General features: G+C 67.1%; 26 protein-coding genes. 16 read left to right on the top strand and 10 right to left on the bottom strand.

Annotation, left to right across the window (positions count from 1 at the left end; all coding sequences use genetic code 11):
- Nucleotides 1-17: 17 nt before the first annotated feature.
- The 9 genes from AC1DER_RS00480 to AC1DER_RS00440 all read right to left on the bottom strand — a co-directional run bounded on the left by AC1DER_RS00480 (nt 18) and on the right by AC1DER_RS00440 (nt 8,693).
- Nucleotides 18-1,457: a cryptochrome/photolyase family protein gene (locus AC1DER_RS00480; protein WP_477244251.1), complete on the bottom strand. Its 1,440-nt coding sequence runs from the start codon at nt 1,455-1,457 to the stop codon at nt 18-20.
- Nucleotides 1,458-1,538: 81 nt separating this feature from the next.
- Nucleotides 1,539-2,666, bottom strand: coding sequence for an alanine racemase (gene alr, locus AC1DER_RS00475; RefSeq protein ID WP_477244249.1), 1,128 nt, complete (start codon nt 2,664-2,666; stop codon nt 1,539-1,541).
- Between the two features lie 74 nt (nt 2,667-2,740).
- The gene (locus AC1DER_RS00470; RefSeq protein ID WP_441814593.1) at nt 2,741-3,070 is read right to left on the bottom strand and encodes a glycine zipper 2TM domain-containing protein; all 330 of its coding nucleotides are present in this window, start codon (nt 3,068-3,070) and stop codon (nt 2,741-2,743) included.
- Nucleotides 3,071-3,153: 83 nt separating this feature from the next.
- Nucleotides 3,154-4,569 (bottom strand): replicative DNA helicase, encoded by a 1,416-nt coding sequence (locus AC1DER_RS00465; RefSeq protein ID WP_441814594.1) that lies wholly within the window; start codon nt 4,567-4,569, stop codon nt 3,154-3,156.
- A gap of 283 nt (nt 4,570-4,852) precedes the next feature.
- The gene (locus tag AC1DER_RS00460; RefSeq protein WP_477244246.1) at nt 4,853-5,185 is read right to left on the bottom strand and encodes a hypothetical protein; all 333 of its coding nucleotides are present in this window, start codon (nt 5,183-5,185) and stop codon (nt 4,853-4,855) included.
- 184 nt (nt 5,186-5,369) lie between these two features.
- Nucleotides 5,370-5,822, bottom strand: coding sequence for a 50S ribosomal protein L9 (gene rplI, locus AC1DER_RS00455; RefSeq protein WP_441814596.1), 453 nt, complete (start codon nt 5,820-5,822; stop codon nt 5,370-5,372).
- Between the two features lie 127 nt (nt 5,823-5,949).
- Nucleotides 5,950-6,180 (bottom strand): 30S ribosomal protein S18, encoded by a 231-nt coding sequence (gene rpsR, locus AC1DER_RS00450; RefSeq protein ID WP_055899483.1) that lies wholly within the window; start codon nt 6,178-6,180, stop codon nt 5,950-5,952.
- A 12-nt stretch (nt 6,181-6,192) separates the two neighbouring features.
- A complete protein-coding gene (gene rpsF / locus AC1DER_RS00445; protein WP_441814597.1) occupies nt 6,193-6,618 on the bottom strand; it encodes a 30S ribosomal protein S6 in 426 nt (141 codons plus the stop codon).
- A gap of 257 nt (nt 6,619-6,875) precedes the next feature.
- Complete coding sequence (locus AC1DER_RS00440) at nt 6,876-8,693, bottom strand: DUF885 domain-containing protein (RefSeq protein ID WP_477357547.1); 1,818 nt, start codon at nt 8,691-8,693, stop codon at nt 6,876-6,878.
- Between the two features lie 237 nt (nt 8,694-8,930).
- Between AC1DER_RS00440 and AC1DER_RS00435 the strand changes: the two genes are divergently transcribed.
- Nucleotides 8,931-10,676: a hypothetical protein gene (locus AC1DER_RS00435; RefSeq protein WP_477244241.1), complete on the top strand. Its 1,746-nt coding sequence runs from the start codon at nt 8,931-8,933 to the stop codon at nt 10,674-10,676.
- A gap of 21 nt (nt 10,677-10,697) precedes the next feature.
- On the opposite strand, the gene AC1DER_RS00430 is transcribed toward AC1DER_RS00435, so the two are convergent.
- The gene (locus tag AC1DER_RS00430; protein ID WP_477244239.1) at nt 10,698-11,054 is read right to left on the bottom strand and encodes a HesB/IscA family protein; all 357 of its coding nucleotides are present in this window, start codon (nt 11,052-11,054) and stop codon (nt 10,698-10,700) included.
- A gap of 113 nt (nt 11,055-11,167) precedes the next feature.
- On the opposite strand from AC1DER_RS00430, the gene asnS reads away from it, so the two are divergent.
- The 15 genes from asnS (at nt 11,168) to AC1DER_RS00355 (ending at nt 25,242) form a co-directional block, all read left to right on the top strand.
- Complete coding sequence (asnS, locus tag AC1DER_RS00425) at nt 11,168-12,568, top strand: asparagine--tRNA ligase (protein WP_477244237.1); 1,401 nt, start codon at nt 11,168-11,170, stop codon at nt 12,566-12,568.
- Nucleotides 12,569-12,688: 120 nt separating this feature from the next.
- The gene (locus AC1DER_RS00420; protein ID WP_441814600.1) at nt 12,689-12,994 is read left to right on the top strand and encodes a hypothetical protein; all 306 of its coding nucleotides are present in this window, start codon (nt 12,689-12,691) and stop codon (nt 12,992-12,994) included.
- Nucleotides 12,991-13,293 carry a hypothetical protein gene (locus AC1DER_RS00415; RefSeq protein ID WP_441814601.1) on the top strand — a complete coding sequence of 101 codons (303 nt, stop codon included), beginning with the start codon at nt 12,991-12,993 and terminating at the stop codon, nt 13,291-13,293. Before AC1DER_RS00420 ends, AC1DER_RS00415 begins: the two co-directional genes overlap by 4 nt.
- Before the next feature lie 21 nt (nt 13,294-13,314).
- Nucleotides 13,315-13,959: an FMN-binding negative transcriptional regulator gene (locus AC1DER_RS00410; protein WP_477244234.1), complete on the top strand. Its 645-nt coding sequence runs from the start codon at nt 13,315-13,317 to the stop codon at nt 13,957-13,959.
- 3 nt (nt 13,960-13,962) lie between these two features.
- Nucleotides 13,963-14,748, top strand: coding sequence for an SDR family oxidoreductase (locus AC1DER_RS00405; protein WP_477244232.1), 786 nt, complete (start codon nt 13,963-13,965; stop codon nt 14,746-14,748).
- A gap of 221 nt (nt 14,749-14,969) precedes the next feature.
- On the top strand, nt 14,970-16,403 hold the full coding sequence (locus AC1DER_RS00400) for an aldehyde dehydrogenase (RefSeq protein ID WP_477244230.1): 1,434 nt from the start codon (nt 14,970-14,972) through the stop codon (nt 16,401-16,403).
- Nucleotides 16,400-17,071, top strand: a complete 672-nt coding sequence (can, locus tag AC1DER_RS00395) for a carbonate dehydratase (RefSeq protein WP_477244228.1) — start codon at nt 16,400-16,402, stop codon at nt 17,069-17,071. The genes AC1DER_RS00400 and can overlap by 4 nt, the downstream gene beginning before the upstream one ends.
- Complete coding sequence (locus tag AC1DER_RS00390; protein WP_477244226.1) at nt 17,068-17,508, top strand: RidA family protein; 441 nt, start codon at nt 17,068-17,070, stop codon at nt 17,506-17,508. The genes can and AC1DER_RS00390 overlap by 4 nt, the downstream gene beginning before the upstream one ends.
- A gap of 6 nt (nt 17,509-17,514) precedes the next feature.
- Nucleotides 17,515-18,045 (top strand): 3-hydroxyanthranilate 3,4-dioxygenase, encoded by a 531-nt coding sequence (locus AC1DER_RS00385; protein WP_477244224.1) that lies wholly within the window; start codon nt 17,515-17,517, stop codon nt 18,043-18,045.
- Between the two features lie 7 nt (nt 18,046-18,052).
- A complete protein-coding gene (locus AC1DER_RS00380) occupies nt 18,053-19,063 on the top strand; it encodes an amidohydrolase family protein (RefSeq protein ID WP_441814608.1) in 1,011 nt (336 codons plus the stop codon).
- 141 nt (nt 19,064-19,204) lie between these two features.
- Complete coding sequence (gene kynU / locus AC1DER_RS00375; protein WP_477357544.1) at nt 19,205-20,488, top strand: kynureninase; 1,284 nt, start codon at nt 19,205-19,207, stop codon at nt 20,486-20,488.
- Nucleotides 20,489-20,551: 63 nt separating this feature from the next.
- The gene (locus tag AC1DER_RS00370; RefSeq protein WP_477357541.1) at nt 20,552-21,916 is read left to right on the top strand and encodes an FAD-dependent oxidoreductase; all 1,365 of its coding nucleotides are present in this window, start codon (nt 20,552-20,554) and stop codon (nt 21,914-21,916) included.
- A gap of 11 nt (nt 21,917-21,927) precedes the next feature.
- Nucleotides 21,928-23,370, top strand: a complete 1,443-nt coding sequence (gene sbcB, locus AC1DER_RS00365) for an exodeoxyribonuclease I (RefSeq protein ID WP_477245142.1) — start codon at nt 21,928-21,930, stop codon at nt 23,368-23,370.
- Between the two features lie 15 nt (nt 23,371-23,385).
- Nucleotides 23,386-24,072 (top strand): DUF2461 domain-containing protein, encoded by a 687-nt coding sequence (locus AC1DER_RS00360; RefSeq protein ID WP_477245140.1) that lies wholly within the window; start codon nt 23,386-23,388, stop codon nt 24,070-24,072.
- Nucleotides 24,073-25,242: an MFS transporter gene (locus tag AC1DER_RS00355; RefSeq protein WP_477245138.1), complete on the top strand. Its 1,170-nt coding sequence runs from the start codon at nt 24,073-24,075 to the stop codon at nt 25,240-25,242.
- Nucleotides 25,243-25,260: the final 18 nt, after the last annotated feature.

Raw genomic sequence — 25,260 nt, 5'->3', positions numbered from 1 at the left:
CAGCGTCAACGCAACGGCTACGACACCCGCATCTGGCGATAGGCCTGCAAGGCGCCATCACGCCCTGCATACAGGTCGACCAGCGGCTGCACCGGATAGTCCGGCGCCAGCCGCTGCGAGGTCGCCGGGTCCTGCCAGGGCGCGAACCGCAACGGCAGCGGCAGCGCCGCCAGCTCCGGCAACCAGCGCGCGATGTAGTGGCCGTCGGGATCGAACTTCTGCGCCTGCGTGACCGGATTGAAGATGCGGAAGTACGGCGCGGCATCGGCGCCGGTGCCGGCCACCCACTGCCAGCCCAGCGTGTTGCTGGCCAGGTCGGCATCGACCAGCGTGTCCCAGAACCAGCGCGCGCCGTGTCGCCAGTGGTAGCGCAGGTGCTTGGTGAGATAGCTGGCGACGACCATGCGCACGCGGTTGTGCATCCAGCCGGTGCTCCACAGTTCACGCATGCCGGCATCGACGATCGGTACACCGGTGCGGCCCTGTTGCCAGGCCTGCAGGCGCGACGGCGACATCTGCGCCCAGTCGAACGCGTTGAACTTCGGGTCGAAGTTCTGCTGCGGCGTTTCGGGGAAGTGATGCAGCAGGTGATGCCCGAACTCGCGCCAGCCCAGTTCGCGCCGGGCCGCATCGATGTCGGCGTCGGCGGCCGAACCACGCAGGCGCTCCAGCGCCGCGACCACTCGCCACGGTGCGATCTCGCCGAAGTGCAGGTGCGGCGAAAGGCGCGAGGTACCGACGCGATCCGGGCGGTCGCGTTGTTCGGCGTAGCCGTGCAGTGCGCCGTCGGTGAATGCCTCCAGCGCCTGCAGCGCACCTTCCTCGCCGGGCGTCCAGGTCTCCCAGAAGCCGCGGTCCCAGTCGCGGGCAGGCGCCAGGTGCAACGCCGGCAATGGCACGCCCTCGGGTCCGTCACCGCTGTCGGGCAGGCGTGCCGGCGCGTCCTCGCAGACCTGCAGTCGCCAGTTCGCCAGCGCCGAACGCCAGAACGGTGTGAACACCCGGAACGGCTTGCCCTGCTGGGTCTTCAACGTCCACGGTTCGAACAACAGCGCGCTGTTGAAGCTTTCGGCATGGACACCCTGCCCGCGCAGCACCTGCTTGATGCGGGCATCGCGCTGTTCGTACGCAGGCTCGTAGCGGCGGTTCCAGAACACCGCCTCGGCGCCGGTGGTGGCGACCAGCGACTGCAGCGTCGCCAGGCTCGGGCCGAAGAAACGGCGCAGGTGCGAGCCACGCTGGCGCAGCTGCGCGTCCAGCGCGTCCAGCGAACGATGCCGCCAGGCATCGGAGGCCGCGCCCGGCCGCCAGTCGCCGGCTTCGTCGGGTGCATGGATGTAGACCGGCACCGGCACGTAGCCGCCGTCCAGGGCAGCCCGCAGCGCCGGGTTGTCGGCCAGTCGCAGGTCATTGCGGAACCAGACCAGCGCGATCGGACCTGCCTCGGTTGCGGACATCGCGCCTCCAGATGATCGACCGGCGAAGTATGCCGTCGTCGGGGGCGCTGGCGTCAGCCCCTGCCTGGGCGGCCAGGTCCGTTATGCGCAGCCGCGGTACTCGCGCGGAATGCGGTCGTTGAGGCCGACCAGGATCTCGTACGGAATCACCCCGGCCCGCTGCGCCAGCGCTTCGACAGTGATGGCGTTGTCGCCCTGGGCGCCGACCAGCACCACCTCGTCTTCGTTGAAGGCGCTGTCCTGGCCGATATCGACCATGAACTGATCCATGCAGATCCTTCCCACGATCGGGTAGCGCTGGCCGCGGATCAGCACTTCGCCGCGCGACGACAGCGCCCGCGGAAAGCCGTCGCCATAGCCGATCGGAACTGTCACCACGCGCGTGTCGTGCTGCGGCGCCCAGGTCGCGCCGTAGCTGACCGGATTGCCGGCCTTGACCACCTTGAAGTACACGACCCGCGAGGCCAGCGACATCACCGGCTTGAGCTCGACCGTGCGCTGCGACCCCGGATCGGGCTGGACGCCATAGAGCATGATCCCGGGGCGGACCATGTCGAGCCAGGTGCCGGGGAAATGCAGCACGCCGCCGGAGTTGGCCAGGTGCCGCAGCGGCATCGGCGCGCCGATCCGCTCGAAGTGCGCGCAGGCATCGAGGAACCGCTCCAGCTGCTGTGCGGTCATCGGCGAGAACGGGTCGTCCGAACAGGCCAGGTGCGAATAGATGCCCTTGAGCACGCACCATGGCGACGCCACCGCCGCCTCGATGAAGGCGCGCGAGGAATAGCTGTGCACCCCGATGCGCTCCATCCCGGTGTCGATCTTGAGATGGATGACCGCCTTGCGCCCCATCGCCTCGGCCGCTGCCTCGGCCAGCCGCAGCTTGTCCAGCGAGGAAACGGTGATCTCCAGGTCGTGGGCGATGAATTGCGTCACCTGGCGCCCGAAGATGCCGCCCAGCACCAGCACCGGCGCGGTCACGCCCGCCTGGCGCAGCGCGATCCCCTCTTCCAGGAACGCCACGCCCAGCTGCTCCGCGCCCTGCGCCTGCAGGTGCATGGCCACCGGCACCAGGCCATGGCCGTAGGCATTGGCCTTGACGATGGACATGACCGGCACGCCGACATGCGCGCGGATGCTGCGCAGATTGAAGGCCAGATGGTCGAGATCGACCGCGATTCGGGTGGGCCGTTCACTGACGGCCGGGGGCATGCCTGCTGACTGGTGCACTTGGTTCCCGGAGGGTGGTCACGCGCAAGCCATTGTAAGGGCCGCGCCCGCCACCGTCAGTCGCAGCGCCGCTCGGTCACCGTCTCGGTCTTGTTCTGGTTGTTTTCCTGGATCTTGCGACCGGCGTACGCGCCGCCAGCGGCACCGGCAACCGTCGCGATCGTCTTGCCACTGCCGCCACCGATCTGGTTGCCCAGCAGGCCACCGGCGACCGCACCGATCGCCGTGCCGGCGATCTTGTGCTCGTCCTTGACCTCTTTGGGCTTCTCGACCTGGACGTCGTAGCAGTGCGGGGTCTTGCCGGTCGACTTGCTCTTGCTCTGCGCCATCGCCAGCGGCGCGGCGACGACAAGCACGGCCGCCAGAAGAATCGATGAACTGCGCATGGCACACCTCCAGGGGATGCGACCACGCTGCACCGGCAGCCGTTATGGGCACGTCAAGCGTGCCACCGTCGTTTGGCCAGCGTTTATTCGAAACTGCCGACCGAGTCGTGCGACAGGTTGTCGAAGCGGGTGTACTCGCCGAAGAACTTGAGCTTCATCGACCCGGTCGGGCCGGAACGCTGCTTGCCGATGATGATTTCGGCCAGGCCCTTGTCCGGCGAGTTTTCCTTGTTGTAGTAATCGTCGCGGTAGATGAACACGATCATGTCCGCGTCCTGCTCGATGGCGCCGGACTCGCGAAGGTCGGCCATCACCGGGCGCTTGTCGGTACGCGTTTCCAGCGAGCGGTTGAGCTGCGACAGGGCGATGATGGGCACCTGCAGTTCCTTGGCCAGGCCCTTGAGCGAGCGCGAAATTTCCGAGATTTCGGTCGCGCGGTTCTCGCTGTTGCCGGGCACCGACATCAGCTGCAGGTAGTCGATGACGATCAGGCCCAGGCCGCCGTGCTCGCGCTTGAGGCGGCGCGCCTTGGCGGCGAGCTTGACCGGCGACAGGCCCGGCTCGTCGTCGATGAAGATCTTGACCTCGCGCAGCTGGCGGATCGCGCTGGTCACGCGGCTCCAGTCCTCGTCCTCGAGCTGACCGGTACGCAGACGCTGGGCGTTGACGCGGCCGACCGAGGAGATCAGGCGCATCGCCAGCTGCGAGGCCGACATTTCCATCGAGAACACCGCCACTGGCAGCTTGCTGCGGAAGGCGGCGTACTCGGCCATGTTGAGCGCAAGCGTCGTCTTGCCCATCGCCGGGCGCGCCGCGAGGATGATCAGGTCGGTCTTCTGCAGGCCGGCCGTCAACATGTCGAACTCGGTGTAGCCGGTGGCCAGGCCGGTGACGCCGCTGCCGTTGGTGTAACGGGTCTGCAGCAGGTCGAAGGCTTCCGACAGCGCCTTGGTCACCGCGGTGAAGTCGGTCTTGCCGGCGGTGTTGGCCTGGGCGATCGCCAGCACCTGGCGCTCGGCGTCTTCCAGGATCTCGCTGCTCTCGCGGCCGTCGGGCTGGAAGCCGTCGTTGACGATGCCGGTGCCGACGTCGATCAGCTGGCGCAGGATCGCCTTGTCGCGGACGATCTCGGCGTAGGCGGTGATGTTGGCGGCCGACGGCGTGGTGCTGGCCAGTTCGATCAGATAGGCGCCACCGGCGACCGTCTCGGCCAGGCCCATCGACTCGAACCATTCGCCCAGGGTCACCGCGTCGAACGGCCGGTTCTTCTGCGCCAGCTCGCGGATCGCGCGGTAGATCAGCTGGTGGTCGCGCCGGTAGAAGTCGCTGTCGCTGAGCTGGTCGGCGATCCGGTCGTAGGAATCGGGCACCAGCATGAGGCCGCCGAGCACCGCCTGTTCGGCTTCGATCGACTGCGGAGGCACACGCAGCTGGTCAAGTCGCTGCTCGGTGCGCGTCTCGAACCGCTTCTCGCCGCGAAACCCTGGACGTGCGCTCATGCCGTTCTGTTGCCCCTTCCGTGTGCCGTCTGATGCGGCGGTGATTGTGTAACGGGTCGGGCATCGTAGTCGCCGATGCCGTCGAGGGGTTGCAGATAACTCTGTGGATATCGCGTGGATAAGGCCAGCGTGGATAGATCACACGGCAGGGTCTCAACAGGTGAGACAGCAGCCGATGACCGTCCATCGCCGGACCGCGGGCAATCCCCGCCGGCAGTATCCCGTGTTTCGACGACTCAGGAGCGCCGCGGCGGCCAATGCCCGACGGTGTCCCTGTCCCCGATCACCCCGACGCCTCCAGGTGCAACCGGACCTGTCGCTGCAACGGCTCCGATACCAGGCTGAGTATCGCGTCCAGCGCTTCGGCCTTCCACCGCCGCGGGCGCACGTCCATCAGGGTTTCGGCCAGGTGCAGATCGATCGCCCGCGCCATCAGCCAGAACACCCGATCCGCATCCTGCGCGTCCTCGCACAGCGCCCGCAGGCTGTCGGCGACCAGGTCGACCACGTCCATGGACGTGAGCGGCATGCCCTCGTCGCATCTGCCCGGGCAGATAATGCCGGCCAGGTCGACCGCATGCATCGCATCGATGGCAGGGGAATTCTGGTGGTCCATGTCCACGGTGGCGATGTCCTAGGATAAGGAGCGCCATCCCACGGCGATGGCACTTGGAACTGTGTCATCTCATCCAGCGGAACCACATAGGAATTGTCTGAGTGCGCGCAGACCAAGTACGGGCCCCGGAAAAACGAAGGGCGCCCTGGGGCGCCCTTCGTCTGCAACCGGGTGGATCGTCGGATCAGGCGACTTCACCGACCACGATGATCTTGACCGTGGCTTCGATGTCGGCGTGCAGGTGCACGACGATCTCGTACTCGCCGGTGCGACGCAGCGGGCCTTCGCCCAGCACGACTTCCGACTTCTCGACCTTGTGGCCGGCCTTGGTCAGCGCTTCGGCGATGTCACGCGGGGTGACTGAGCCGTACAGCTTGCCTTCGGTCGATGCATTGGCCGACAGGGTGACTTCCACGCCGTCCAGCGCGGCCTTGCGGCCTTCGGCGCCGTCGAGGGCGGCCTTGGCCTTGGCTTCGTACTCGGCGCGACGCGCTTCGAACTCGGCCAGGTTGGTCGGGGTCGCCGGGGTGGCCTTGCCGTACGGGATCAGGTAGTTGCGGCCGAAGCCCGGCTTGACGTTGACCTTGTCGCCGAGCTTGCCGAGGTTCTGCACGTTCTGCAGGAGGATCAGTTGCATGGTGTTGCTCCTATTTCGTTAGCGAGGCAATGCCCCGCAGCGGTGTTTCGCTGTCCGAAACCCCAGCCCTCGCCGCGAACGGCTGAAGGCAAGGAGAGTCCGCCCCCTGGGGAGCGGACCAATTTCTTTAGGCGTTGTGGTTGTCGGTGTACGGGATCAGGGCCAGGAAACGGGCGCGCTTGACGGCCGTGGACAGCTGGCGCTGGTACTTCGACTTGGTGCCGGTCACGCGGCTCGGCACGATCTTGCCGGTCTCGGTGAGGTACTGGCGCAGGGTGTTGAGATCCTTGTAGTCGATCTCCTTCACACCTTCGGCAGTGAACTTGCAGAACTTGCGGCGACGGAAGAACTTGGACATGTTGGCGATTCCTTAGGCGGCTTCGTTATCGTCGGCGACGTCGGCGGTACCGACTGCGGTCTCGCTTTCTTCGTCACGGCGGCGGCGCTCGCCGCGCTCGGGCTTGTCGCCCTTCTCATCCTTGAACTTCATGATGAGGGACTGCTCGGTGTCGGCGTCGTCACGCTTGATGACGAGGTGACGCAGCACGGCATCGTTGAAACGGAAACCGTCGACCAGCTCGTTGAGCACGTTCTGGGTAACTTCGATGTTGAGCAGGACGTAGTGGGCCTTGACCAGGTTCTCGATCGGGTAGGCCAGCTGACGGCGGCCCCAATCCTCGAGACGGTGGATCTTGCCTTCGCCGCCTTCGATGAGCGACTTGTAGCGCTCGATCATGGCAGGCACCTGCTCGCTCTGGTCCGGATGGACCAGGAACACGACTTCGTAATGACGCATGGTGTGATTCCTTGTGGATGATGATCCGCATGACTTCCGTGCGGACCGGATCAGCCCCCCGGCCTCCCGGAATGGAGGCGGTGGAGCAAGGTCTCCCCGGGCCTGGGCCCGCGGAGCCGGAAATTATGGCTGATTCAAGGGCTTGGAGCAAATCCCGACGGCCTGGGGCCGGCAGCCCCCTCAACTTCGCTCGCCCGATAGTCTCCCTCCCCTTCAAGGGGAGGGCCGGGGTGGGGATGGGTCTCCCCGCAGCTGCCTCAACCCTTCTTGAGGGCTATCCAGGCATCAATCCGCGCCTCCAGCGCCTGCAACGGCACCGAGCCCGTCTCCAGCACCGCGTCATTGAACTCGCGCAGGTCGAACCGGTCGCCCAGCTGCTTCGACGCTTTCTCACGCAGCTCTGAGATCTTGAGCTGGCCGATCTTGTACGCCAGCGCCTGCCCCGGCCAGCCGATATAGCGGTCGATCTCGTTGACCACGTCCTGGCGGGTCTTGGGCGAGTTGTCCATGAAATAGGCGATCGCCTTGTCGCGGCTCCAGCCCTTGCTGTGCATGCCGGTGTCCACCACCAGCCGCACCGCCCGCCACATGTCGTAGGCCAGCTGCCCCATCCGGTCGTACGGATCGTCGTACAGGCCCATGTCGTAGCCAAGTCGCTCCGCATACAGACCCCAACCTTCGCCGTAGGCGACGAAGTAGGCGGTGCGGCGGAACATCGGCATGTCCGGCAGCTCCATGCCGCGGGCGAACTGGAAGTGGTGGCCCGGCACGGCTTCGTGCAACGACAGCGCCATCATTTCCCACTTCGGCCGGACCTCCGGCTTGTACAGGTTGACGTAGTAGTAGCCGGCGCGGGTGCCGTCGACGGCACCGGGCTGGTAGTAGGCCGTGGTGGTGTCGGGGGCGATGTTGTCGGGGATCGGGCGCACGCCGTACGGCAGGCGCGGAATCGTCTTGAACACCTTCACCAGGTTCGGGTCGATCCGCTTGGCGATGGCCTCATAGCCGGTGAACAGCTCCTGCGGCGTCTTGTAGAAGAACTTCGGGTCGCTGCGCAGGTACTGGAAGAAGTCGGCCATGCTGCCCTTGAAACCGACCTCGGCCTTCACCTTCTCCATCTCGGCGCGGATGCGCGCGACTTCCTTCAGGCCGATCTGGTGGATCTGGTCGGCGCTCAGGTCGGTGGTGGTGAAGTAGCCGGCTACGAAGTCGTAGTAGGCCTTGCCGTCGGGCAGATCGGTGGCTGCAATCGTGGTGCGTGTCCTGGGCAGGTACTCGTTGGCGAAGAACGTGGCGAAGCCGCGGTAGGCCGGGACGATGGTGTCGCCGATCACCTGCTTCGCTTCGGCCTGCAGGGCGGCGCGATCGGCCTCGGGGACGGTGTCGGCAAAGCGGCCGAACGGCTTGTAGAACGGGCTCCTGGTCGGATCGTCCACGATCTGCGCCTGGATCTGCCCGGTCACGCGCTCCATCAGCACGCGCGGCGGCGTGTTGCCGCTGGCGGCGCCTTCGCGCATCAGTGCCTCGTTCTGCTCGATCACTGCCGGCAATGCGCGCATGCGCGCCAGCCAGTCGCGGTAGTCCTTCGTCGTCGCGAACGGCAGCACCTCGGCGATGCCCTCGGCGGTCTGCACGCCGCCGCTGTGGCCGACCGGGCTGAGGTACTCGCGGTACTTCTGCCGTTCGACCGCCTTTTCCAGGTCCCAGGCGAAGGTGTCGTAGTTGAGCTGGTCGCTTGCCGACAGCGCCTTGCGATCGATCGCGCGCAGGCGCTGCAGGGCCTTGCGGTCGCCATCCATGCGCGACTGGATCGCGGCCATGCGCATGTCGGTCCAGCGGTCGTTGAATCGGTTGTCGCCGTTGTAGCTGGCCTCTTCCGGATTCTCGCGCAGCCCGCGCTCCCATTCCTCGTCGAACAGTGTGTAGAGGGCCTGGGTGGCGGCGTTGCGAGCGGGTGCGGGCGTTGCGGCGGCAGGTGCGGCGACCGCGTGTTGCAGGGCGTGGGCGCGCGGCGTCACGAGCGACGCCGACAGGCCGGCGGCAATGGCCGCGGCAAGCAATACAGGACGGAGCATGGCGATTCCCCTTCGATGCAGGGGACCGAGTCTATCTTGGCCGCGCGCATGCCGCGTCGCCGAGTGGGTCGGCTATGGCAGAAAGCCGAACAGGCGGGACGGTTGTCCGGTCATCGCGGCCGGCACCGTTACCTGATGGCACCAGCTCACGCGGCACCCTTGGCCCTCGGCTGAATGATCACCCCTCGTTCTGACTCCCTGCGAGCACCGCCATTCTGCTCGTGGCGCAGCGTGGGCATGGCGCTGGTGTTGGCGGGCGTGCTATTGCGCGCCGGACTGGCCGCCACCTATCCCCCGGTACCTGTCTCCGATTTCAAGCGGGTCGTGGATTTCGCCGCCGACATCGCGCAACACGGACCATTCGTCGACGTGTGGCACTGGACGCTGTTGAGCGCGGGCACATCGACTCTCCTGTCCCCCTTCATCGCTTTGCTTCCAGGCGACCGGGAATCCGTCGCGCTCGTAGTAACGATGCTGGCGATGTGTGCCGTGCCGCTGATCCCGTTGCTGATGTTGCGCGGGACCATCCCGGACGCGGCACTGGCGCTGGTGACATGCGTGATCGCGCTGCATCCGGCATTGATCTTGTTTTCGGGAGTGGTGGCCCAGGACAACTGGGTGCAGCTTCCTGCAGTGGCGCTTACTTGCCTGGCGATGCGAAATTGCCTGCGAAGCACGAAAGGGTCGCCAATCCTCGCTGCGATCCTCTGGGGGCTATGCATCTTCATCCGGCAGGAAATGCTGCTGGCCCTGCTTCCGCTTGCCGTTGCTTCGGCCATTCCTGCTTGCCGCTCGCGTTCCAGGCGCCTGGCGATCTTTGCGCTCGCCGCCGCATGCATGCTGGCACTCATCGGCGGCCAGCGGTACCTGGCTACGGGACGATTCGCCATTACCTCGGAGCACGCTGGTGCCTCGCTGCTGGGCTCCTACATTCCCGGATCCGGATTCGGTTGGATTCCCTTTGAGTCATACGTGGCAACGGTCGCCCCGGACCTTGCCGACAATCCTGACCGCCTCGCCCGGGAGGCTGGCAGGCTGGTGCGCGAGGAAGTCCGCAAGCGTCCCTGGTTCCACATCAAACGGCGCATCGGCGCACTGGTCCATGCGGCTACCGGCGCAGATGGAACCCTTGCCTACTGGTCTCTGTCCAGCCAGGCACAGCATGAAACACGATCGGCGGGAGCTGCGAGACTTGCGCGTTGGATGGGGCCATGGGTGCAGGCAGGGATGATCCTGACGCATGCCCTTTTCGCCGCGGCGATGCTGGTTGCCATGTGGTCGCGTAATCGGCCGCTGCTGATCCTGGGCTTGGCTATCGCGCTGAAGCTCGGGATACACCTTGTATTCCCGTCTCAGGCACGCTTCCTGCTCGCGATCATTCCCATGGAAGCCATCGCCGCGGGAATTGCCATCGCCGTGGCCTGGAGCAATACCCGGGCGATGTTTGCTGCTGGTCTGGCGGCCGCTGCGGCCGGGTGCGCCCTGACCCTGCTGGCATCCGCGTCGCGCGAATGGCAGGCAGAACTGGCGCGTAGCGACCCACCCGTACCAATGAGCCGCGCCACGCTTCGGAGCAATCACACCCTTACCCGATGCAGGCTCCTGAGCGGGCGGCTGGTCGACAGTTCCGCTTCCTCTGTGTCCATCATGGTGTCGCATCCCGATCCCGATCCTGGCGACACCGCGCGGATCTCATGCCGTGTAACTTCCCGAAGCCCGGGAATCCTGCGGCTGGAGGTAAACGATCCTTATGCGCCTGGCGGGTTTCCCGATCGCATGAGGCAGGTCGTGCGAATCGACGATGCAGTCGTCTACCAGCACGATATTGCCGACAAGGCGGGAAGCGGCTGGTGGGGCATCTCACTCCCCCCGGCTCGGGATTCAGGGTTCGAAGTTTCGGTCGAGGCGCTGCGTCCTGACCGCGGACCCGCCTGGGGCAGCGCAGCGATCACGCGAATCAGGCTGGTTGAACGCCAGGACTAGTTTCGAACGCCGACGCGGATCCTAACCAGCGGCATCCGCGGACGCCCGCGACTCGTCGGTCGTGAAGCTTTCGCCGCAACCACATTCGGCGGTGACGTTGGGATTGCGGAACAGGAACTGCTCGCCCAGGCGCTGCTTGACCAGATCGATCTGTGTGCCGTCGACCAGCGCCAGGCTCAGCGCGTCGACATAGATGCGCACGCCCTCCTGCTCGAACACGGTGTCGCCTTCGTGCGTCTCGCGGGCCAGGTCGGCCTTGTACTGCCAGCCCGAGCAGCCGGTCCGGGACACGCCAAAGCGCAAGCCGATCGCGTCGGGCGATTCGACCAGGTAGCGCTGCACGCGTTCGAGGGCGGCGGGGGCAAGGGTGACAGCCATGAGGCACTCCGGGGGTGGAACCAGCTTTCGGGCGAATTATAGCGACGTTGTGCGGACGCTTCGGTAAACTGCCGCATTCCCCATATCGGCCCGAACAGGCAAGGATTCAAGGCATGACGGTGGTCAGCGTCGAACACGCCCTCGCAGGCAGGATCCCGGCGGGCGGCGAAGTCACGGTCCGTGGCTGGGTCCGCACCCGCCGCGACTCCAAGGCCGGGCTGAGCTTCGTCAACGTCAGCGACGGTTCCTGCTTCGCGCCGATCCAGGTGGTCGCCCCGGCCGCCCTCGCCAACTACGAATCCGAGGTCAAGCGCCTCACCGCCGGCTGCTCGGTGATCGCCACCGGCACCCTGGTGGCCTCGCAGGGCCAGGGCCAGAGCTTCGAGATCCAGGCCACATCGCTGGAAGTGGTCGGCTGGGTTGAAGACCCGGAAACCTACCCGATCCAGCCCAAGGCGCATTCGCTGGAGTTCCTGCGCGAGGTCGCCCACCTGCGTCCGCGCACCAACCTGTTCGGCGCCGTCACGCGCATCCGCGACTGCCTGGCCAAGGCCGTGCACCGCTACTTCCACGAGAACGGGTTCTACTGGATCAGCACCCCGATCGTGACCACCTCCGACGCCGAGGGCGCCGGGCAGATGTTCCGCGTCTCCACGCTCGACGTGGCCAACCTGCCCCGCGACGACAAGGGGCAGGTCGACTTCAGCCGCGACTTCTTCGGCAAGGAAACCTTCCTCACCGTGTCGGGCCAGCTCAACGTCGAGGCCTATGCGCTGTCGCTGAGCAAGGTCTACACCTTCGGTCCTACCTTCCGCGCCGAGAACAGCAACACCACGCGCCACCTGGCCGAGTTCTGGATGGTCGAGCCGGAGATCGCCTTCGCCGACCTGGCCGAGAACGCGCGCGTCTCCGAGGAGTTCCTCAAGTACCTGTTCCGCGCCGTGCTCAACGAGCGTGGCGACGACCTGGCCTTCATCGCCGAGCGCGTCCAGCCCGATGCGATCACGCGCCTGGAAGCCTTCGTCAACGCGCCGTTCGAGCGCATCGAGTACACCGATGCGATCACGCTGTTGCAGAAGTCCGGCAGGAAGTTCGAGTTCCCGGTCGAATGGGGCCTGGACCTGCAGACCGAGCACGAGCGCTGGCTGACCGAGGAACACGTCGGCCGCCCGGTGGTGGTCACCAACTACCCCGAGCACATCAAGGCCTTCTACATGCGCCTCAACGACGACGGCAAGACCGTCGCGGCGATGGACGTGCTGGCCCCGGGCATCGGCGAGATCATCGGCGGCAGCCAGCGCGAGGAGCGCCTGGACATGCTCGACGCGCGCATGGCGCAGTTCGGCCTGGATGCTTCGCATTACGGCTGGTACCGCGACTTCCGCCGCTACGGCACGGTCCCGCATGCCGGCTTCGGCCTGGGCTTCGAGCGCCTGGTGGTCTACGTCTGCGGCCTGAGCAACATCCGCGACGCGATCCCCTACCCGCGCGCGCCGGGCCAGGCCGAGTACTGACGACCCTGCCCTTCTCCCGCATGCGGGAGAAGGTGGCCCGAAGGGCCGGATGAGGGCGCTCGTGCCCTCACCCCAACCCCTCTTCCGCCAGCGGGAGAAGGGCTCAGCAAACGGAATGACATGATCCTGTTCTTCGCCCTGCTCTTCGTCGCCATCGCCATCGCCGGTTTCTGCGCGTTCGTGATCTTCTGGCCGCTGTCGCTGGTGCATATCCGCGACCGCCACCCGCAGTTGCAGGCACAACTTGGTGAAGGCGCGTTCGCCCGTCCCTCGGCCTGGGGCTGGCTGTTGCGCCGCGGTTACCTGTCGGTGGCCGACGGCAACCTCAATGGCCTGGCCAATCCGGCGCGGATCTCGTTGCTCACGATCATCTCCGGCCTGGCCTGCGCCGCCCTCCTCTGGCTGCTTTCAGTGGTGATCGGATGAGCTACAACGACCAATGGTGGCTGGCGACGATCGGCCGCACCCTGATCTGGGCACGCCTTCGCGTCCTCGATGCCGGCACCGCCGAAGTGCTCGACAGCGATGGCGTCAGCCAGCCCTACGACAGCGAGGACACCGCCCGCGCCGCGCTGATGGACGCCGAGTTCGTCTCCCTCGACGGCCTCGATGAAGACGACGCACACACGCGCGGCTTCGCCCTCGACGAACTGGCGCCGCCCAGCGGCGACGACGACGAGATGCTGCGCGCGCAGATGGTGCGGCAGCTGCCCTCGCGGCGCTGATCGCAAGCGACCGGAGACCGCATGTACCTGCCACGTGCCTTCGCCGAAACCGACCTGCAGGCGCTCGACTGGCTGGCGCAACGCGATCGTTTCATCACGCTGGTCACGGTGAGCGACGGTGAGCCGACCGTCACCCACCTGCCGGTGCTGTATCGCCGCGACGGCGAGCGCGTCGAACTGATCGGTCACTGGGCCAGGCCCAATCCGCAGGCGCGGCACAGCGGTCCTGCGCTGGCGATACTCCACGGCCCGCACGCCTATGTCTCGCCGTCGTGGTATCCGGACAAGGAGGAAGAGGCGCGCGTTCCGACGTGGAACTACGCGGTCGCCCACCTTCGCGGCAACCTGACCACGTTCAACGACGAGGCCTCGCTGGCGATGGTCGTCGATGGCCTGAGCCGCGAGCACGAGGCCAGCGTCGGCCAGGATTGGCGCTTCGAGTTCGAACGCGACGATCACCGCAGCCAGTTGCGCGGGATCATCGGTTTCCGCTTCGTCGCCGGGCAGATCACGCTGAAGTTCAAGCTCAGCCAGAACCACCCGCTCGCCAATCGCGAGTCGGTCAGCCGGCACCTGTCCGCCAGCGAGCGCGAAGGTGGCCGCGAGATCGCCGCGCTGATGCGCGAACGCACGAACGAACACCTGCTCAAGAACAAGGGAGACTGAGACATGGATCTGGACCTGAAGGGCCGACATGCCCTCGTCTGCGGCGCCAGCCAGGGCATCGGGCTGTCGACCGCCAAGGCGCTGGCCGAACTGGGCGCCAATGTCACCCTGCTGGCGCGACGCGAAGAGCGCCTGCGCGATGCGGCCGAACAGTTGCCGACCGCGCCGGGGCAGTCGCACGGCTGGATCGCCGTCGACAGCGCCGATACCGATACCCTGCGCGCCAAGGTCGAAGCACTCGTGGCGGCCAGGCCCGTGCACATCCTGGTCAACAACAGCGGCGGCCCGCTGCCGGGTCCGGTGCACGGCGCCGACATCGCTGCGTTCGAGGCGGCCTACCGCCAGCACCTCATCGCCAACCACGTGCTCGCCGAGGCGGTGATCCCGGGCATGGAGCGCGACGGCTACGGCCGCATCGTCAACGTCATCTCCACTTCGGTGAAGGAGCCGCTGCAGGGCCTGGGCGTATCCAACACCACGCGCTGGGCGGTGGCGTCGTGGGCCAAGACGCTGGCGACCGAAGTCGCCGCCAAGGGCATCACCGTCAACAACGTCCTGCCCGGCTCGACCGAGACGCCGCGCATCGAGCAGATCATCGACAACACCGCCAGCAAGACCGGGCGCAGCCGCGAGGAAGTGTTCGAGAAGATGGTGTCGGAGATCCCGATGCGCCGCTTCGCGCGGCCACAGGAGACCGCGGCGGCGATCGCGTTCCTGTGCTCGCCGGCGGCGTCGTACATCACCGGGGTGAACCTGCCGGTGGATGGCGGGCGGACGCGGTCGCTGTAGCCCTGCCGGGAAGCTATCGCGCCCCTCTCCGTTCGTCCTGAGCGTAGCGCCCGCAGGCGCGAAGTCGAAGGACCGCCGCGCCCGCCATGCCAGGCCGCCCGATCATCCTTCGACTTCGCTGCGCTACGTTCAGGACGAACGGTGCAAGCGCGCCCCCGGTCCGCCGGGAGGCAGCGAACATACGCACAGGCACGGCCAAGCCGCACTGTTAAGCTAGCCCCATGCGCCTTTGCCACTTCATCGCCGGCCAATCCCGCGAACCCGCATCGGGCCGCTGGCTCGAAGTCATCGACCCCTCCAACGGCAAACCCTTCGCCGAAGTCGCCCAGGGCGACGCCACGGACGTCGACACGGCGATCGCCGCCGCCGAAGCCGCCTTCCCCGCCTGGTCGGCCCTTCCCAACAGCGAGCGCGCGCGCTGGCTGGAAAAGCTTGCCGATGCGCTGGAGGCAAGGCTCGACGATTTCGCCCACGCCGAGTCGCGCGATGGCGGCAAACCCATCCGGCTCGCACGCGAAGTCGAGATCCCGCGCGCGATCAGCAACCTGCGCTTCTTCGCCCACGCCGCGACCCAGTTCGCCAGCGAATCGCACCACGGCCAGGCCGGGCTGAACTACACGCTGCGCCAGCCGCTCGGCGTGGTCGCGACGATCTCTCCGTGGAACCTGCCGCTGTACCTGTTCACCTGGAAGATCGCGCCGGCCCTGGCCGCAGGGAACACGGTTGTCGCCAAGCCGTCGGAGGTCACACCGCTGACGGCGACGATGCTCGGCGAACTGGCCGCGCAGATCGCTTTCCCCAAGGGCGTGCTCAATATCGTCCATGGCCTGGGTCCCGAAGTCGGCGAGCCGCTGGTGGTCGACCCGCGCGTCAAGGCGGTGTCGTTCACCGGCAGCACCGCGATCGGCCGTCGCATCGCCGGCCTGGCCAGCCCATTACTGAAAAAGGTCTCGCTCGAACTGGGCGGCAAGAACCCCACCCTGGTGTTCGCCGACAGCGACTGGCGCGATCATCTCGACACGCTGGTGCGCTCGGCGTTCCAGAACTCCGGGCAGATCTGCCTGTGCGGCTCGCGCATCCTGGTCGAGCGCAGCATCTATCGCGAATTCCGCGACACCCTGGTCGAACGCGCCACCGGACTGCGCGTCGGCGATCCGATCGACGAGGACAACCAGCTCGGTCCGCTGGTGTCGCAGGCGCACTTCGACAAGGTCATGGCGGCGCTGCAGCGCGCCCGCGATGAAGGCGGCCAGGTGCTGTGCGGCGGCAACGCGCTCGACCGCCCCGGCTGGTTCGTGATGCCGACCGTGATCGACGGCCTCGGCCCGGATTGCGCCAGCAACCGCGAAGAGATCTTCGGCCCGGTCGTGACCCTGCAACCTTTCGACACCGATACCGAAGCACTGGCCCTGGCCAATGCCGGCGATTACGGTCTGGCCGCATCGGTCTGGACCCGCGACCTCAACCGCGCCCACCACTTCGCCGCGCAGCTGCGCGCCGGCATGGTCTGGGTCAACACCTGGCTGCAACGGGACCTGCGAACGCCGTTCGGCGGCAGCGGCGCGTCGGGCCTGGGCCGCGAGGGCGGGTTCGAGGCCATGCGCTTCTTCACCGACGCCAAGAACGTCGGTCTGAACCTGGGATGGAAGCAATGAGCACAAACCCCCTCGCCGACCTGCTGGAAAAGAATCGCGAATGGTCCGAGCGGATCAACCGCGAGGATCCGGACTTCTTCCGACGCCTGTCAAAGCAGCAGGCCCCCGAGTACCTGTGGATCGGCTGCTCCGACTCGCGCGTGCCGGCCAACCAGATCATCGACATGGCACCGGGCGAGGTCTTCGTCCATCGCAACATCGCCAATGTCGTGGTGCACACCGACCTCAACTGCCTGTCGGTGATCCAGTTCGCCGTCGACGTGCTCAAGGTCAAGCGGATCCTGGTCGTTGGCCACTACGGCTGCGGCGGCGTGCATTCGGCGCTGCACGGCCAGCGCGTCGGCCTGGCCGACAACTGGCTGCGCCACGTCAGCGACGTCGCCGACAAGCATGGCAACTGCCTCGCCCATGCCGCCGAGAGCGAGCGCCATGACCGGCTGTGCGAGCTCAACGTGATCGAGCAGGTGCAGAACGTCTGCCAGACCACCATCGTCCGCGACGCCTGGACGCGCGGTCAGGACCTGTCGGTGCACGGCTGGGTCTACAGCCTGCGCAACGGCCTGGTCCACGACATGGCCATGAACGTCGACGGCTTCGATGCGCTCGATGGCCTGTACAAGGCGGCGGTGGCGCGGGTGAACGCCTTCAAGGGAGACTCGCCGCGATGAGCGATGCCATCCGCGCCGGCGCGGCGCCACGACCGGTCGGCTCGTACCCGCATGCGCGACGCGTCGGCGAGCTGCTGTTCCTGTCCGGCATCGGTCCGCGCGATCCGGCCAGCAACGCCATCGTCGGCAACGTCCACGACGCCACTGGCAACCTGATCAGCTACGACATCGATGCGCAGACGCGCGCGGTGTTTGCCAACGTGCACACCGTGCTCGAAGCCAGTGGCGCGCGCTGGGAGGATCTGGTCGACGTCACCGTCTACCTGACTGACATGGCGCACGACTTCAAGGCCTACAACGCGGTCTGGGCCGAATACTTCCCCGATATCGAGCTCGCGCCGTGCCGCACCACGCTGGGCATCACCGCACTGCCGACGCCGATCGCGATCGAGCTCAAGTGCATCGCCGTCATGCCCGGCACGTCCGCGGGAGAGTAAGAGACCATGCTTCCCAACCCGATCAACCTCCAGGCCTGGATCGAAGAACACCGCCACCTGCTCAAGCCGCCGGTCGGCAACAAGGTCGTGTTCCTGGGCGACTTCATCGTGATGGTCGTCGGCGGCCCGAACCAGCGCACCGACTACCACTGGGACGAAGGCGCCGAGTGGTTCCACCAGCTCGAGGGCGAGATGGTGCTGCGCATCCAGGAAGACGACGCCGTGCGCGACATCCCGATCCGCGCCGGCGAAACCTTCCTGCTGCCGCCGCGCGTACCGCATTCGCCGCAGCGCATGCCCGACTCGGTCGGCCTGGTGATCGAGCGCCGTCGCCTGCCGCACGAGCTCGACGGCCTGATGTGGTTCTGCGAGCAGTGCAACCACAAGCTCTACGAAGAGTTCTTCCCGCTGAAGAACATCGAGACCGACTTCCCGCCGGTGTTCGACCATTTCTATTCGTCGCGCGAGCACCGTACCTGCAAGCAGTGCGGGCACCTCAACCCGGCTCCGGCCAAGTACGTCATGCCCGACACCTGAGCCAACCATGCTGAAGATCGACACCCACGCCCACTACCTGCCGCGCGACTGGCCCAACCTGGCGCGCAAGTACGGCGACGACCGCTTCCCGGTGATCCACCACACCGAGGACGGGCGTCATCGCATCTACAAGGACGGCAAGTTCTTCCGCGAGATCTGGTCCAAGACCTGGGACCCGCAGGAGCGCATCGACGACTACGCCCGCTTCGGCGTGCAGGTGCAGGTGATCAGCACCGTGCCGGTGATGTTCAGCTACTGGGCCAAGCCGCATCACGCGCTGGAGCTGCACCAGGCCCTCAACGAACACATGGCCCAGGCCTGCCGCGATTACCCGCGCCACTACGCCGGCATCGGCACGGTGCCGCTGCAGTCGCCGCGCCTGGCCATCCAGGAACTGGAACGCTGCATGGACCAGCTCGGCCTGCAGGGCGTGCAGATCGGCAGCCACATCAACGACTGGAACCTCGACGCGCCCGAGCTGTTCGATTTCTTCCAGGCCGCCGGTGAACTCGGTGCGGCGATCCTCGTGCACCCGTGGGACATGATGGGCGCGGCGACGATGCCGAAGTACTGGCTGCCATGGCTGGTCGGCATGCCGGCCGAGCAGTCGCGCGCGGCCTGCTGCCTGGTGTTCGGTGGCGTGCTCGAACGCATCCCCAACCTGAAGGTCTGCATGGCCCACGGTGGCGGCAGCTTCCCGTACACGATCGGCCGCATCGAGCATGGCTTCAACATGCGTCCGGACCTGGTGGCCACCGACAACCCGCGCAACCCGCGCGAGTACCTCAACCAGCTGTTCTTCGATTCGTGGGTCGCCGACCCGCGCGCGCTGCGCTACCTGCTCGACACCTGCGGGGTCGACCGGGTGATGCTCGGCACCGATTACCCGTTCCCGCTCGGCGAGCAGGAGCCCGGCGCCGGCATCGCCGCGCTGACGCTGTCGGAAGAAGAACAGGCCAGGCTCTACCACGGCACCGCGCTGGAATGGCTGGGGTTGTCGAAGGCGCGGTTCGTGTGAACGGCGTTACCACCGTAGCCATTGACCGTCATTCCCGCGAAGGCGGGAACCCAGCGTCTTGCTAGCCTCAAAGTCGCTGGCGCCCCGCCTTCACGGGGATGACGGCGATGACGGCGATGAAACATCTCAGGGTTCTTTAACGTGACTACTTCGCACGACCTCTACTCCGATTCCCACGCCCAGGCCCTCGACGCCGCCGACCCGCTGCGCGACATGCGCGCGCAGTTCCTGATCCCGCAGCACGACGGCGCCGACCAGGCCTACTTCGTCGGCAACTCACTTGGCTTGCAGCCGCGCGGCGCGCGCCGCCATGTCGAGGAAGTGCTCGACAAGTGGGCGGCCGAAGCCGTCGAAGGCCACTTCACCGGCGACGCGCAGTGGATGGCCTACCACCAGCTGGTGCGCGAATCGCTGGCCCGTCTGGTCGGTGCAAAACCGGTCGAAGTGGTCGCGATGAACACGCTGACCGTGAACCTGCACCTGATGATGGTCAGCTTCTACCGGCCCACGCGCGAGCGCCCGGCGATCCTGATCGAAGCCGGCGCGTTTCCGTCCGACCGCCATGCGGTTGCCTCGCAGATCGGCTTCCACGGTTTCGATCCGGCGACCGATCTGATCGAACTGGAAGCAGACGAAGCAGACGGCACCATTTCGATGGCCGCCATCGAGCGCGCCATCGCCGAACATGGCCCGCGCCTGGCGCTCGTGTTGTGGCCGGGCGTGCAATACCGGACCGGCCAGGCCTTCGACCTGGCAGCGATCGCGCGCCTGGCGCACGCACAGGGCGCCGTGTGCGGTTTCGACCTCGCCCATGGCGTCGGCAACCTCGAACTGGCGCTGCACGACAGCGGCGTCGACTTCGCGGTCTGGTGCCACTACAAGTACCTCAACAGTGGCCCAGGCGCGGTCGCCGGCTGCTTCGTCCATGAGCGTCATGCCACCAGCGATCGTCCGCGCTTCGCAGGCTGGTGGGGCCACGAAGCCGACACCCGCTTCCGCATGGGCCCGCAGTTCGTGCCGACACCGGGCGCCGAAGGCTGGCAGCTGAGCAATCCGCCGATCCTCGGCCTGGCGCCGCTGCGTGCGTCGCTGGAGCTGTACGACCAGGCCGGCATGGCGGCGTTGCGCGCCAAGTCTTTGAAGATCACCGGCTACCTCGAAGCACTCATCAAGTTGCGCCTGGCCGACACTCTGCAGGTCGTCACGCCCTCGCAACCGGAGCGCCGTGGCTGCCAGCTATCGCTGCGCGTGGTCGGCGGGCGCGAGCGTGGACGCGACCTGTTCGAGTACCTGGCCCGCAACGGCGTGCTTGGCGACTGGCGCGAGCCCGACGTGATCCGCATCTCGCCCGCCCCGCTCTACAACCGCTATGCCGATGTGCTGCGATTCGTCCGCACCGCGGAAGCCTGGCGCGACGCCCACTGATGTCCCGTCGAACTCCTCTCCCGATGGGCGGGGAAATCTGCAGCACTGTCTGAGGTGACCTGTTTGAGCAACGACACTTCCAAGCACATCACCCTGATCGGCGCCGGCCTTGCCGGCGCCGTGCTCGCCACGCTGCTGGTGCAGCGCGGCTGGAGCGTGGACGTGTTCGAAAAGCGTGGCGATCCGCGCCTGAAGGGTTACCAGGGCGGGCGTTCGATCAACCTCGCGCTCGCCGAACGCGGCCGCCATGCGCTGCGCCTGGCCGGCGCCGACGAGGCGGTGATGCAGCACGCGGTGATGATGCGCGGACGCATGGTCCATTTCCTCGACGGCCGTACCGACCTGCAGCGCTACGGTCGCGACGACAGCGAAGTGATCTGGTCGGTGCATCGCGGCGAGCTCAACGTGATCCTGCTCGACATCGCCGAACGCGCCGGCGCGCGGCTGCACTTCAACCGTGGCCTGTCGCAGGTCGACTTCGACGCGCGCATCGCCCGCTTCGCCGACCCGCGCGATGGCAGCTCGCACGAGGCCGCATTCGTCTCGCTGGTCGGCGCCGACGGCGCCGGCTCCGCGCTGCGCGCCGCCATGGGCCCGCAGGCCGATCTGGGCGAGCGCACCGAGTTCCTGGGCCATTCCTACAAGGAACTGGAAATCCCTCCGGCCGCGGACGGTGGCTTCAGCATCGAACCCAACGCCCTGCACATCTGGCCGCGTGGCCGCTACATGTGCATTGCATTGCCCAACGACGAGCGCACGTTCACGGTGACGCTGTTCCTGCCGAACGAGGGCGACCCCAGCTTCGCCACCGTGCGCGACGGCGCCGATGCACGCGCCCTGTTCGAGCGCGACTTCGCCGACGCACTGGCGCTGATCCCCAACCTTGAGCAGGACTTCGAACGCAACCCGGCCGGCTTGCTGGCCACGCTCTATCTCGACCGCTGGCACCTCGACGACCGCGCCGTCCTGATCGGCGACGCCGCCCATGCGATGGTCCCGTTCCATGGCCAGGGCATGAACTGCGCGTTCGAGGACTGCGTCGCCCTGGCCGAGCACCTGGACGCCAACAGCGACCGCGCCGCCGCATTCGCCGCCTTCCAGGCCGAGCGCCTGCCCAACGCCCGCGCGATCCAGGCGATGGCACTGGAGAACTACCTGGAAATGCGCGACCGCGTCGACGACGACGACTACCTGCTGCAGCGCGCCCTCGAACGTACCCTGGCCGAGCGCCACCCGGACCGTTTCATGCCGCGCTATTCGATGGTCACCTTCCAGCGCATGCCCTACGCAACCGCGTTCGAGCGCGGCCGGGTGCAGCGCGAGCTGCTGGTGGAGTTGACGCGCGGCCACCGTTCGCTCGCCTCGCTCGACTGGGAAATTGTCGATGCGACGGTGCGCGAACGGCTCGACGTTCTGCCGCGCGCCTGAGTCCCTGCCCCATGCCCGCCAGCTTCCTCTTCTACGACCTCGAAACCTTCGGTGCCGACCCGCGCACCTCGCGCATCGCCCAGTTCGCGGCGATCCGCACCGATGCCGACCTCAACCAGGTCGAAGAGCCGATCAGCTTCTTCGTCAAACCTGCCGACGACCTGTTGCCCTCGCCTGGCGCGACCCTGGTCACCGGCATCACGCCGCAGCACGCCATGCGCGAAGGCGTGAACGAGGCCGAGGCGTTCGCGCGCATATTCGAGGAAATGGCGCGACCGGAGACCTGCAGCCTCGGCTACAACTCGCTGCGTTTCGACGACGAGTTCGTCCGCTATGGCTTCTTCCGCAATTTCTACGACGCCTACGAGCGCGAATGGCGCAGCGGCAACTCGCGCTGGGACCTGCTCGACGTGCTGCGACTGGCGCATGCGCTGCGCCCGGAGGGCCTGGTCTGGCCCAAGCGCGAGGACGGCGCCACTTCTTTCCGCCTCGACCACCTGGCCCAGGCCAATGGCGTGCGCGAGGGCGATGCCCACGAGGCGCTCTCCGATGTGCGCGCGCTGATCGGCCTGGCGCGCAAGCTCAAGACGGCCCAGCCCCGCTTCTGGGACTACGCCCTGCGCCTGCGCGACAAGCGCTATGCCGCCAGCCTGATGGACGTCGTGGCGATGACGCCGTTGCTGCATGTGTCCCAACGCTTCCCGGCCAGCCGGCTGTGCGCGGCCGCGGTGCTGCCGGTCGCGCGCCATCCGCACATCGACAGCCGCGTGATCGTGTTCGATCTCGACCAGGACCCGGAACCGCTGCTGCAACTCGATGCCGAGTCGATCGCGGCGCGCCTGTACGTGCGTTCGGCCGACCTGGCCGAAGGCGAGGAACGCATCGCCCTGAAGGAAGTGCACAGCAACCGCAGCCCGGCCCTGGTCGCCTGGGACCACCTGCGCGCGCCGGACTTCGAACGCCTGCACATCGACCCGGCCCAGGTGCAGCAGCGTGCGGCGCGGATCCGCGACGCCGGTCCGGCGCTGGTGGAAAAAGTCCGCCAGGTGTTCGCCCGCGAGCGCGAACGCTCGACGCCCGACCTCGATGCGGCGCTGTACGACGGCTTCATCGGCGACGGCGACAAGCGCCTGTTCGCGCAGGTGCGTACGACTCCGCCGGAAGCCCTGGGCCAGCGCGAGTTCGGCTTCCGCGACGCGCGCCTGCCCGGCATCCTGTTTCGCTACCGTGCGCGCAACTGGCTGCAGACGTTGTCCGCCGACGAGCGCGCCAGCTGGGACGACTATCGCCGCCAACGCCTCTACACCGAAACGGGCCTGGCCGAGTACGGCTTCGACCGCTTCGGTACCGAGATCGCCGAACTGCGCGCGGCCCACCCCACCTCCCCCGACAAGCTGGCCCTGCTCGAACGACTCGAAGCCTGGGGCGGCGAGATCGCGGCCAGCCTGACCTGAGTCCGGACATCCCCCATGAGCCAGTACTTCAGCGACGCCAGCTTCAAGTTCCTGCGCGGCCTTGCCCGCAACAACGACCGCGAATGGTTCCATGCGCACAAGGGCGACTACGACAGCCACGTGCGCGAGCCGTTCCAGCGCCTGCTGACCGATCTGCAACCGGTCCTCGCCGGTGTCAGCAGCCACTACCGGTCCGAGCCCAAGGGCGTTGGCAGCTCGCTGTTCCGCATTCATCGCGACACGCGTTTCGCCAACGACAAGACGCCTTACAAGAACTGGCAGGGCGCGCGCCTGTTCCACGAGCGCGGTCGCCAGGTCGAGGCGCCGTCGTTCTACCTGCACCTGCAGCCGGGCAACTGCTTCATCGCCTCCGGCATATGGCACCCCCAGCCCGACAGCCTGCGTCGCGTGCGCCATTTCATTCTCGACAATCCGGGCAGCTGGAAGGCGGCGGCGCATGCGGGCAAGTTCCGCCGGCGCTTCGATCTCGACGACAGCGAAGTGCTCACGCGCATGCCGCGCGGCTTCCCCGACGACTTCGAATTCGCCGAGGACCTCAAGCGCAAGAACTTCGTTGCGTTGCGCGCGATCGAGGATGCGACGATGACCGGTCCACGCCTGCTCAAGACGCTCGAGAACGACCTGCAGGGCCTGTCGCCGTTCACCGACTATCTGTGTGCGGCACTCGACCTGGAGTTCTGAGTGTCGCCTGCCGACTTCCGCCGTTATGCGCTGTTCTACCTCGGGTACTACGGTGCGCTGGGCGCCTACACCCCCTACATCGGTCGTTGGGTGGTGGCCAACGGCCATGGCGGCTACGCCGTCGGCGCGATGCTGGCGCTGTGGTACGGCGGCCGCATCGTCGCGCCGCCCACCTGGGCGCGCCTGAGTACGCGCAGCCCCCACCCGGGCCACTGGCTGGTTGCCGGTTGCCTGCTCTCCCTGCTCGGCTTCTGCGCCTTCACTGGCTTCAACACCGGCGCGATGCTGTTCGTCACCATGGCCTGGTTCGGCGTCTTCTTCAACGCGGTGATGCCGCAGTTCGAAGCGATGACGCTGTCGGCGCTGGGCGATCGCAACCATGACTACGGCCGCATCCGCATGTGGGGGTCGATCGGCTTCCTGATCGTCGCCGGCAGCTACGGCTGGCTGCTCGATCGCCTCGGCAACGACGCCTTCGTCTGGCTGACCCTGCCCTGGCTGGCGCTGACCGTCGTCGCCTCGTGGCTGCACCGTGGCGACCGGCCCATTCCCGCCGCGCCCGCCGCCCATGCCGGTGCTCCGGCACTGGCCCTGTGGCGCCGTATCGGCGTGCGTCGCCTGTTGCTCGTTGCGATGCTGATGCAACTGGGCTTCGGCCCGTTCTATGTGTTCTTCACCCTGCACCTGCAGGCCAACGGACACGACGGATTTGCCGTCGGCGTGCTCTGGGCGATCGGCGTGCTGTGCGAGATCCTGATGTTCTGGCAGGCGCCTCGCCTGGTGCAGCGTTTCGGTGCCCCGCGGCTGATGACGGCGTGCCTGGTCGCCACCGCGCTGCGCTGGGCCATGGTCGCCCTGCTCGGCAGCTCGTTCGCATGGATGGCGCTGGCGCAGACCGGCCATGCCCTCAGCTTCGCCGCGTTCCATGCCGGCTGCATGCGGCGCATGGCCGAGCTGTTCCCGCAGCGGCGCGACATGGCCGCCGCACAGGGAATGCTCTACGGCTTCAGCGGCGGTATCGGCGGCGTCGCCGGCGCGGGCATCGCCGCGGTTGCCTGGCAGACGGGAGGCGGCCAACGCGCGTTCCTGCTCGGCGCCGTGATCGCGGTGCTCGCGTTGGTGGTGCATCTGGTGCCCGTCCGCTTACTGCGCGCGCAACCGGCCACTTGAAGCATGCCTCGCGGCTAC

This window comes from Lysobacter sp. 05T417 (assembly GCF_056396405.1).
The sequence above is the reverse complement of the archived record's forward strand: the minus strand, read 5'-3'. Positions and strand labels throughout refer to the sequence as shown.

What these genes read in the sequence shown, in the direction of transcription:
- AC1DER_RS00400 (WP_477244230.1), top strand. Translation starts at nt 14,970, where the DNA reads ATGCGCCTTTGCCACTTCATCGCCGGCCAATCCCGCGAACCCGCATCG.
- AC1DER_RS00360 (WP_477245140.1), top strand. Translation starts at nt 23,386, where the DNA reads ATGAGCCAGTACTTCAGCGACGCCAGCTTCAAGTTCCTGCGCGGCCTT.
- AC1DER_RS00410 (WP_477244234.1), top strand. Translation starts at nt 13,315, where the DNA reads ATGTACCTGCCACGTGCCTTCGCCGAAACCGACCTGCAGGCGCTCGAC.
- AC1DER_RS00440 (WP_477357547.1), bottom strand. Translation starts at nt 8,693, where the DNA reads ATGCTCCGTCCTGTATTGCTTGCCGCGGCCATTGCCGCCGGCCTGTCG.
- AC1DER_RS00470 (WP_441814593.1), bottom strand. Translation starts at nt 3,070, where the DNA reads ATGCGCAGTTCATCGATTCTTCTGGCGGCCGTGCTTGTCGTCGCCGCG.
- rpsR (WP_055899483.1), bottom strand. Translation starts at nt 6,180, where the DNA reads ATGTCCAAGTTCTTCCGTCGCCGCAAGTTCTGCAAGTTCACTGCCGAA.
- AC1DER_RS00435 (WP_477244241.1), top strand. Translation starts at nt 8,931, where the DNA reads ATGGCGCTGGTGTTGGCGGGCGTGCTATTGCGCGCCGGACTGGCCGCC.
- AC1DER_RS00380 (WP_441814608.1), top strand. Translation starts at nt 18,053, where the DNA reads ATGCTGAAGATCGACACCCACGCCCACTACCTGCCGCGCGACTGGCCC.
- AC1DER_RS00420 (WP_441814600.1), top strand. Translation starts at nt 12,689, where the DNA reads ATGATCCTGTTCTTCGCCCTGCTCTTCGTCGCCATCGCCATCGCCGGT.
- rpsF (WP_441814597.1), bottom strand. Translation starts at nt 6,618, where the DNA reads ATGCGTCATTACGAAGTCGTGTTCCTGGTCCATCCGGACCAGAGCGAG.
- AC1DER_RS00430 (WP_477244239.1), bottom strand. Translation starts at nt 11,054, where the DNA reads ATGGCTGTCACCCTTGCCCCCGCCGCCCTCGAACGCGTGCAGCGCTAC.
- asnS (WP_477244237.1), top strand. Translation starts at nt 11,168, where the DNA reads ATGACGGTGGTCAGCGTCGAACACGCCCTCGCAGGCAGGATCCCGGCG.
- sbcB (WP_477245142.1), top strand. Translation starts at nt 21,928, where the DNA reads ATGCCCGCCAGCTTCCTCTTCTACGACCTCGAAACCTTCGGTGCCGAC.
- AC1DER_RS00480 (WP_477244251.1), bottom strand. Translation starts at nt 1,457, where the DNA reads ATGTCCGCAACCGAGGCAGGTCCGATCGCGCTGGTCTGGTTCCGCAAT.
- AC1DER_RS00390 (WP_477244226.1), top strand. Translation starts at nt 17,068, where the DNA reads ATGAGCGATGCCATCCGCGCCGGCGCGGCGCCACGACCGGTCGGCTCG.
- AC1DER_RS00465 (WP_441814594.1), bottom strand. Translation starts at nt 4,569, where the DNA reads ATGAGCGCACGTCCAGGGTTTCGCGGCGAGAAGCGGTTCGAGACGCGC.
- AC1DER_RS00405 (WP_477244232.1), top strand. Translation starts at nt 13,963, where the DNA reads ATGGATCTGGACCTGAAGGGCCGACATGCCCTCGTCTGCGGCGCCAGC.
- AC1DER_RS00415 (WP_441814601.1), top strand. Translation starts at nt 12,991, where the DNA reads ATGAGCTACAACGACCAATGGTGGCTGGCGACGATCGGCCGCACCCTG.
- AC1DER_RS00460 (WP_477244246.1), bottom strand. Translation starts at nt 5,185, where the DNA reads ATGGACCACCAGAATTCCCCTGCCATCGATGCGATGCATGCGGTCGAC.
- can (WP_477244228.1), top strand. Translation starts at nt 16,400, where the DNA reads ATGAGCACAAACCCCCTCGCCGACCTGCTGGAAAAGAATCGCGAATGG.
- rplI (WP_441814596.1), bottom strand. Translation starts at nt 5,822, where the DNA reads ATGCAACTGATCCTCCTGCAGAACGTGCAGAACCTCGGCAAGCTCGGC.
- AC1DER_RS00385 (WP_477244224.1), top strand. Translation starts at nt 17,515, where the DNA reads ATGCTTCCCAACCCGATCAACCTCCAGGCCTGGATCGAAGAACACCGC.
- alr (WP_477244249.1), bottom strand. Translation starts at nt 2,666, where the DNA reads ATGCCCCCGGCCGTCAGTGAACGGCCCACCCGAATCGCGGTCGATCTC.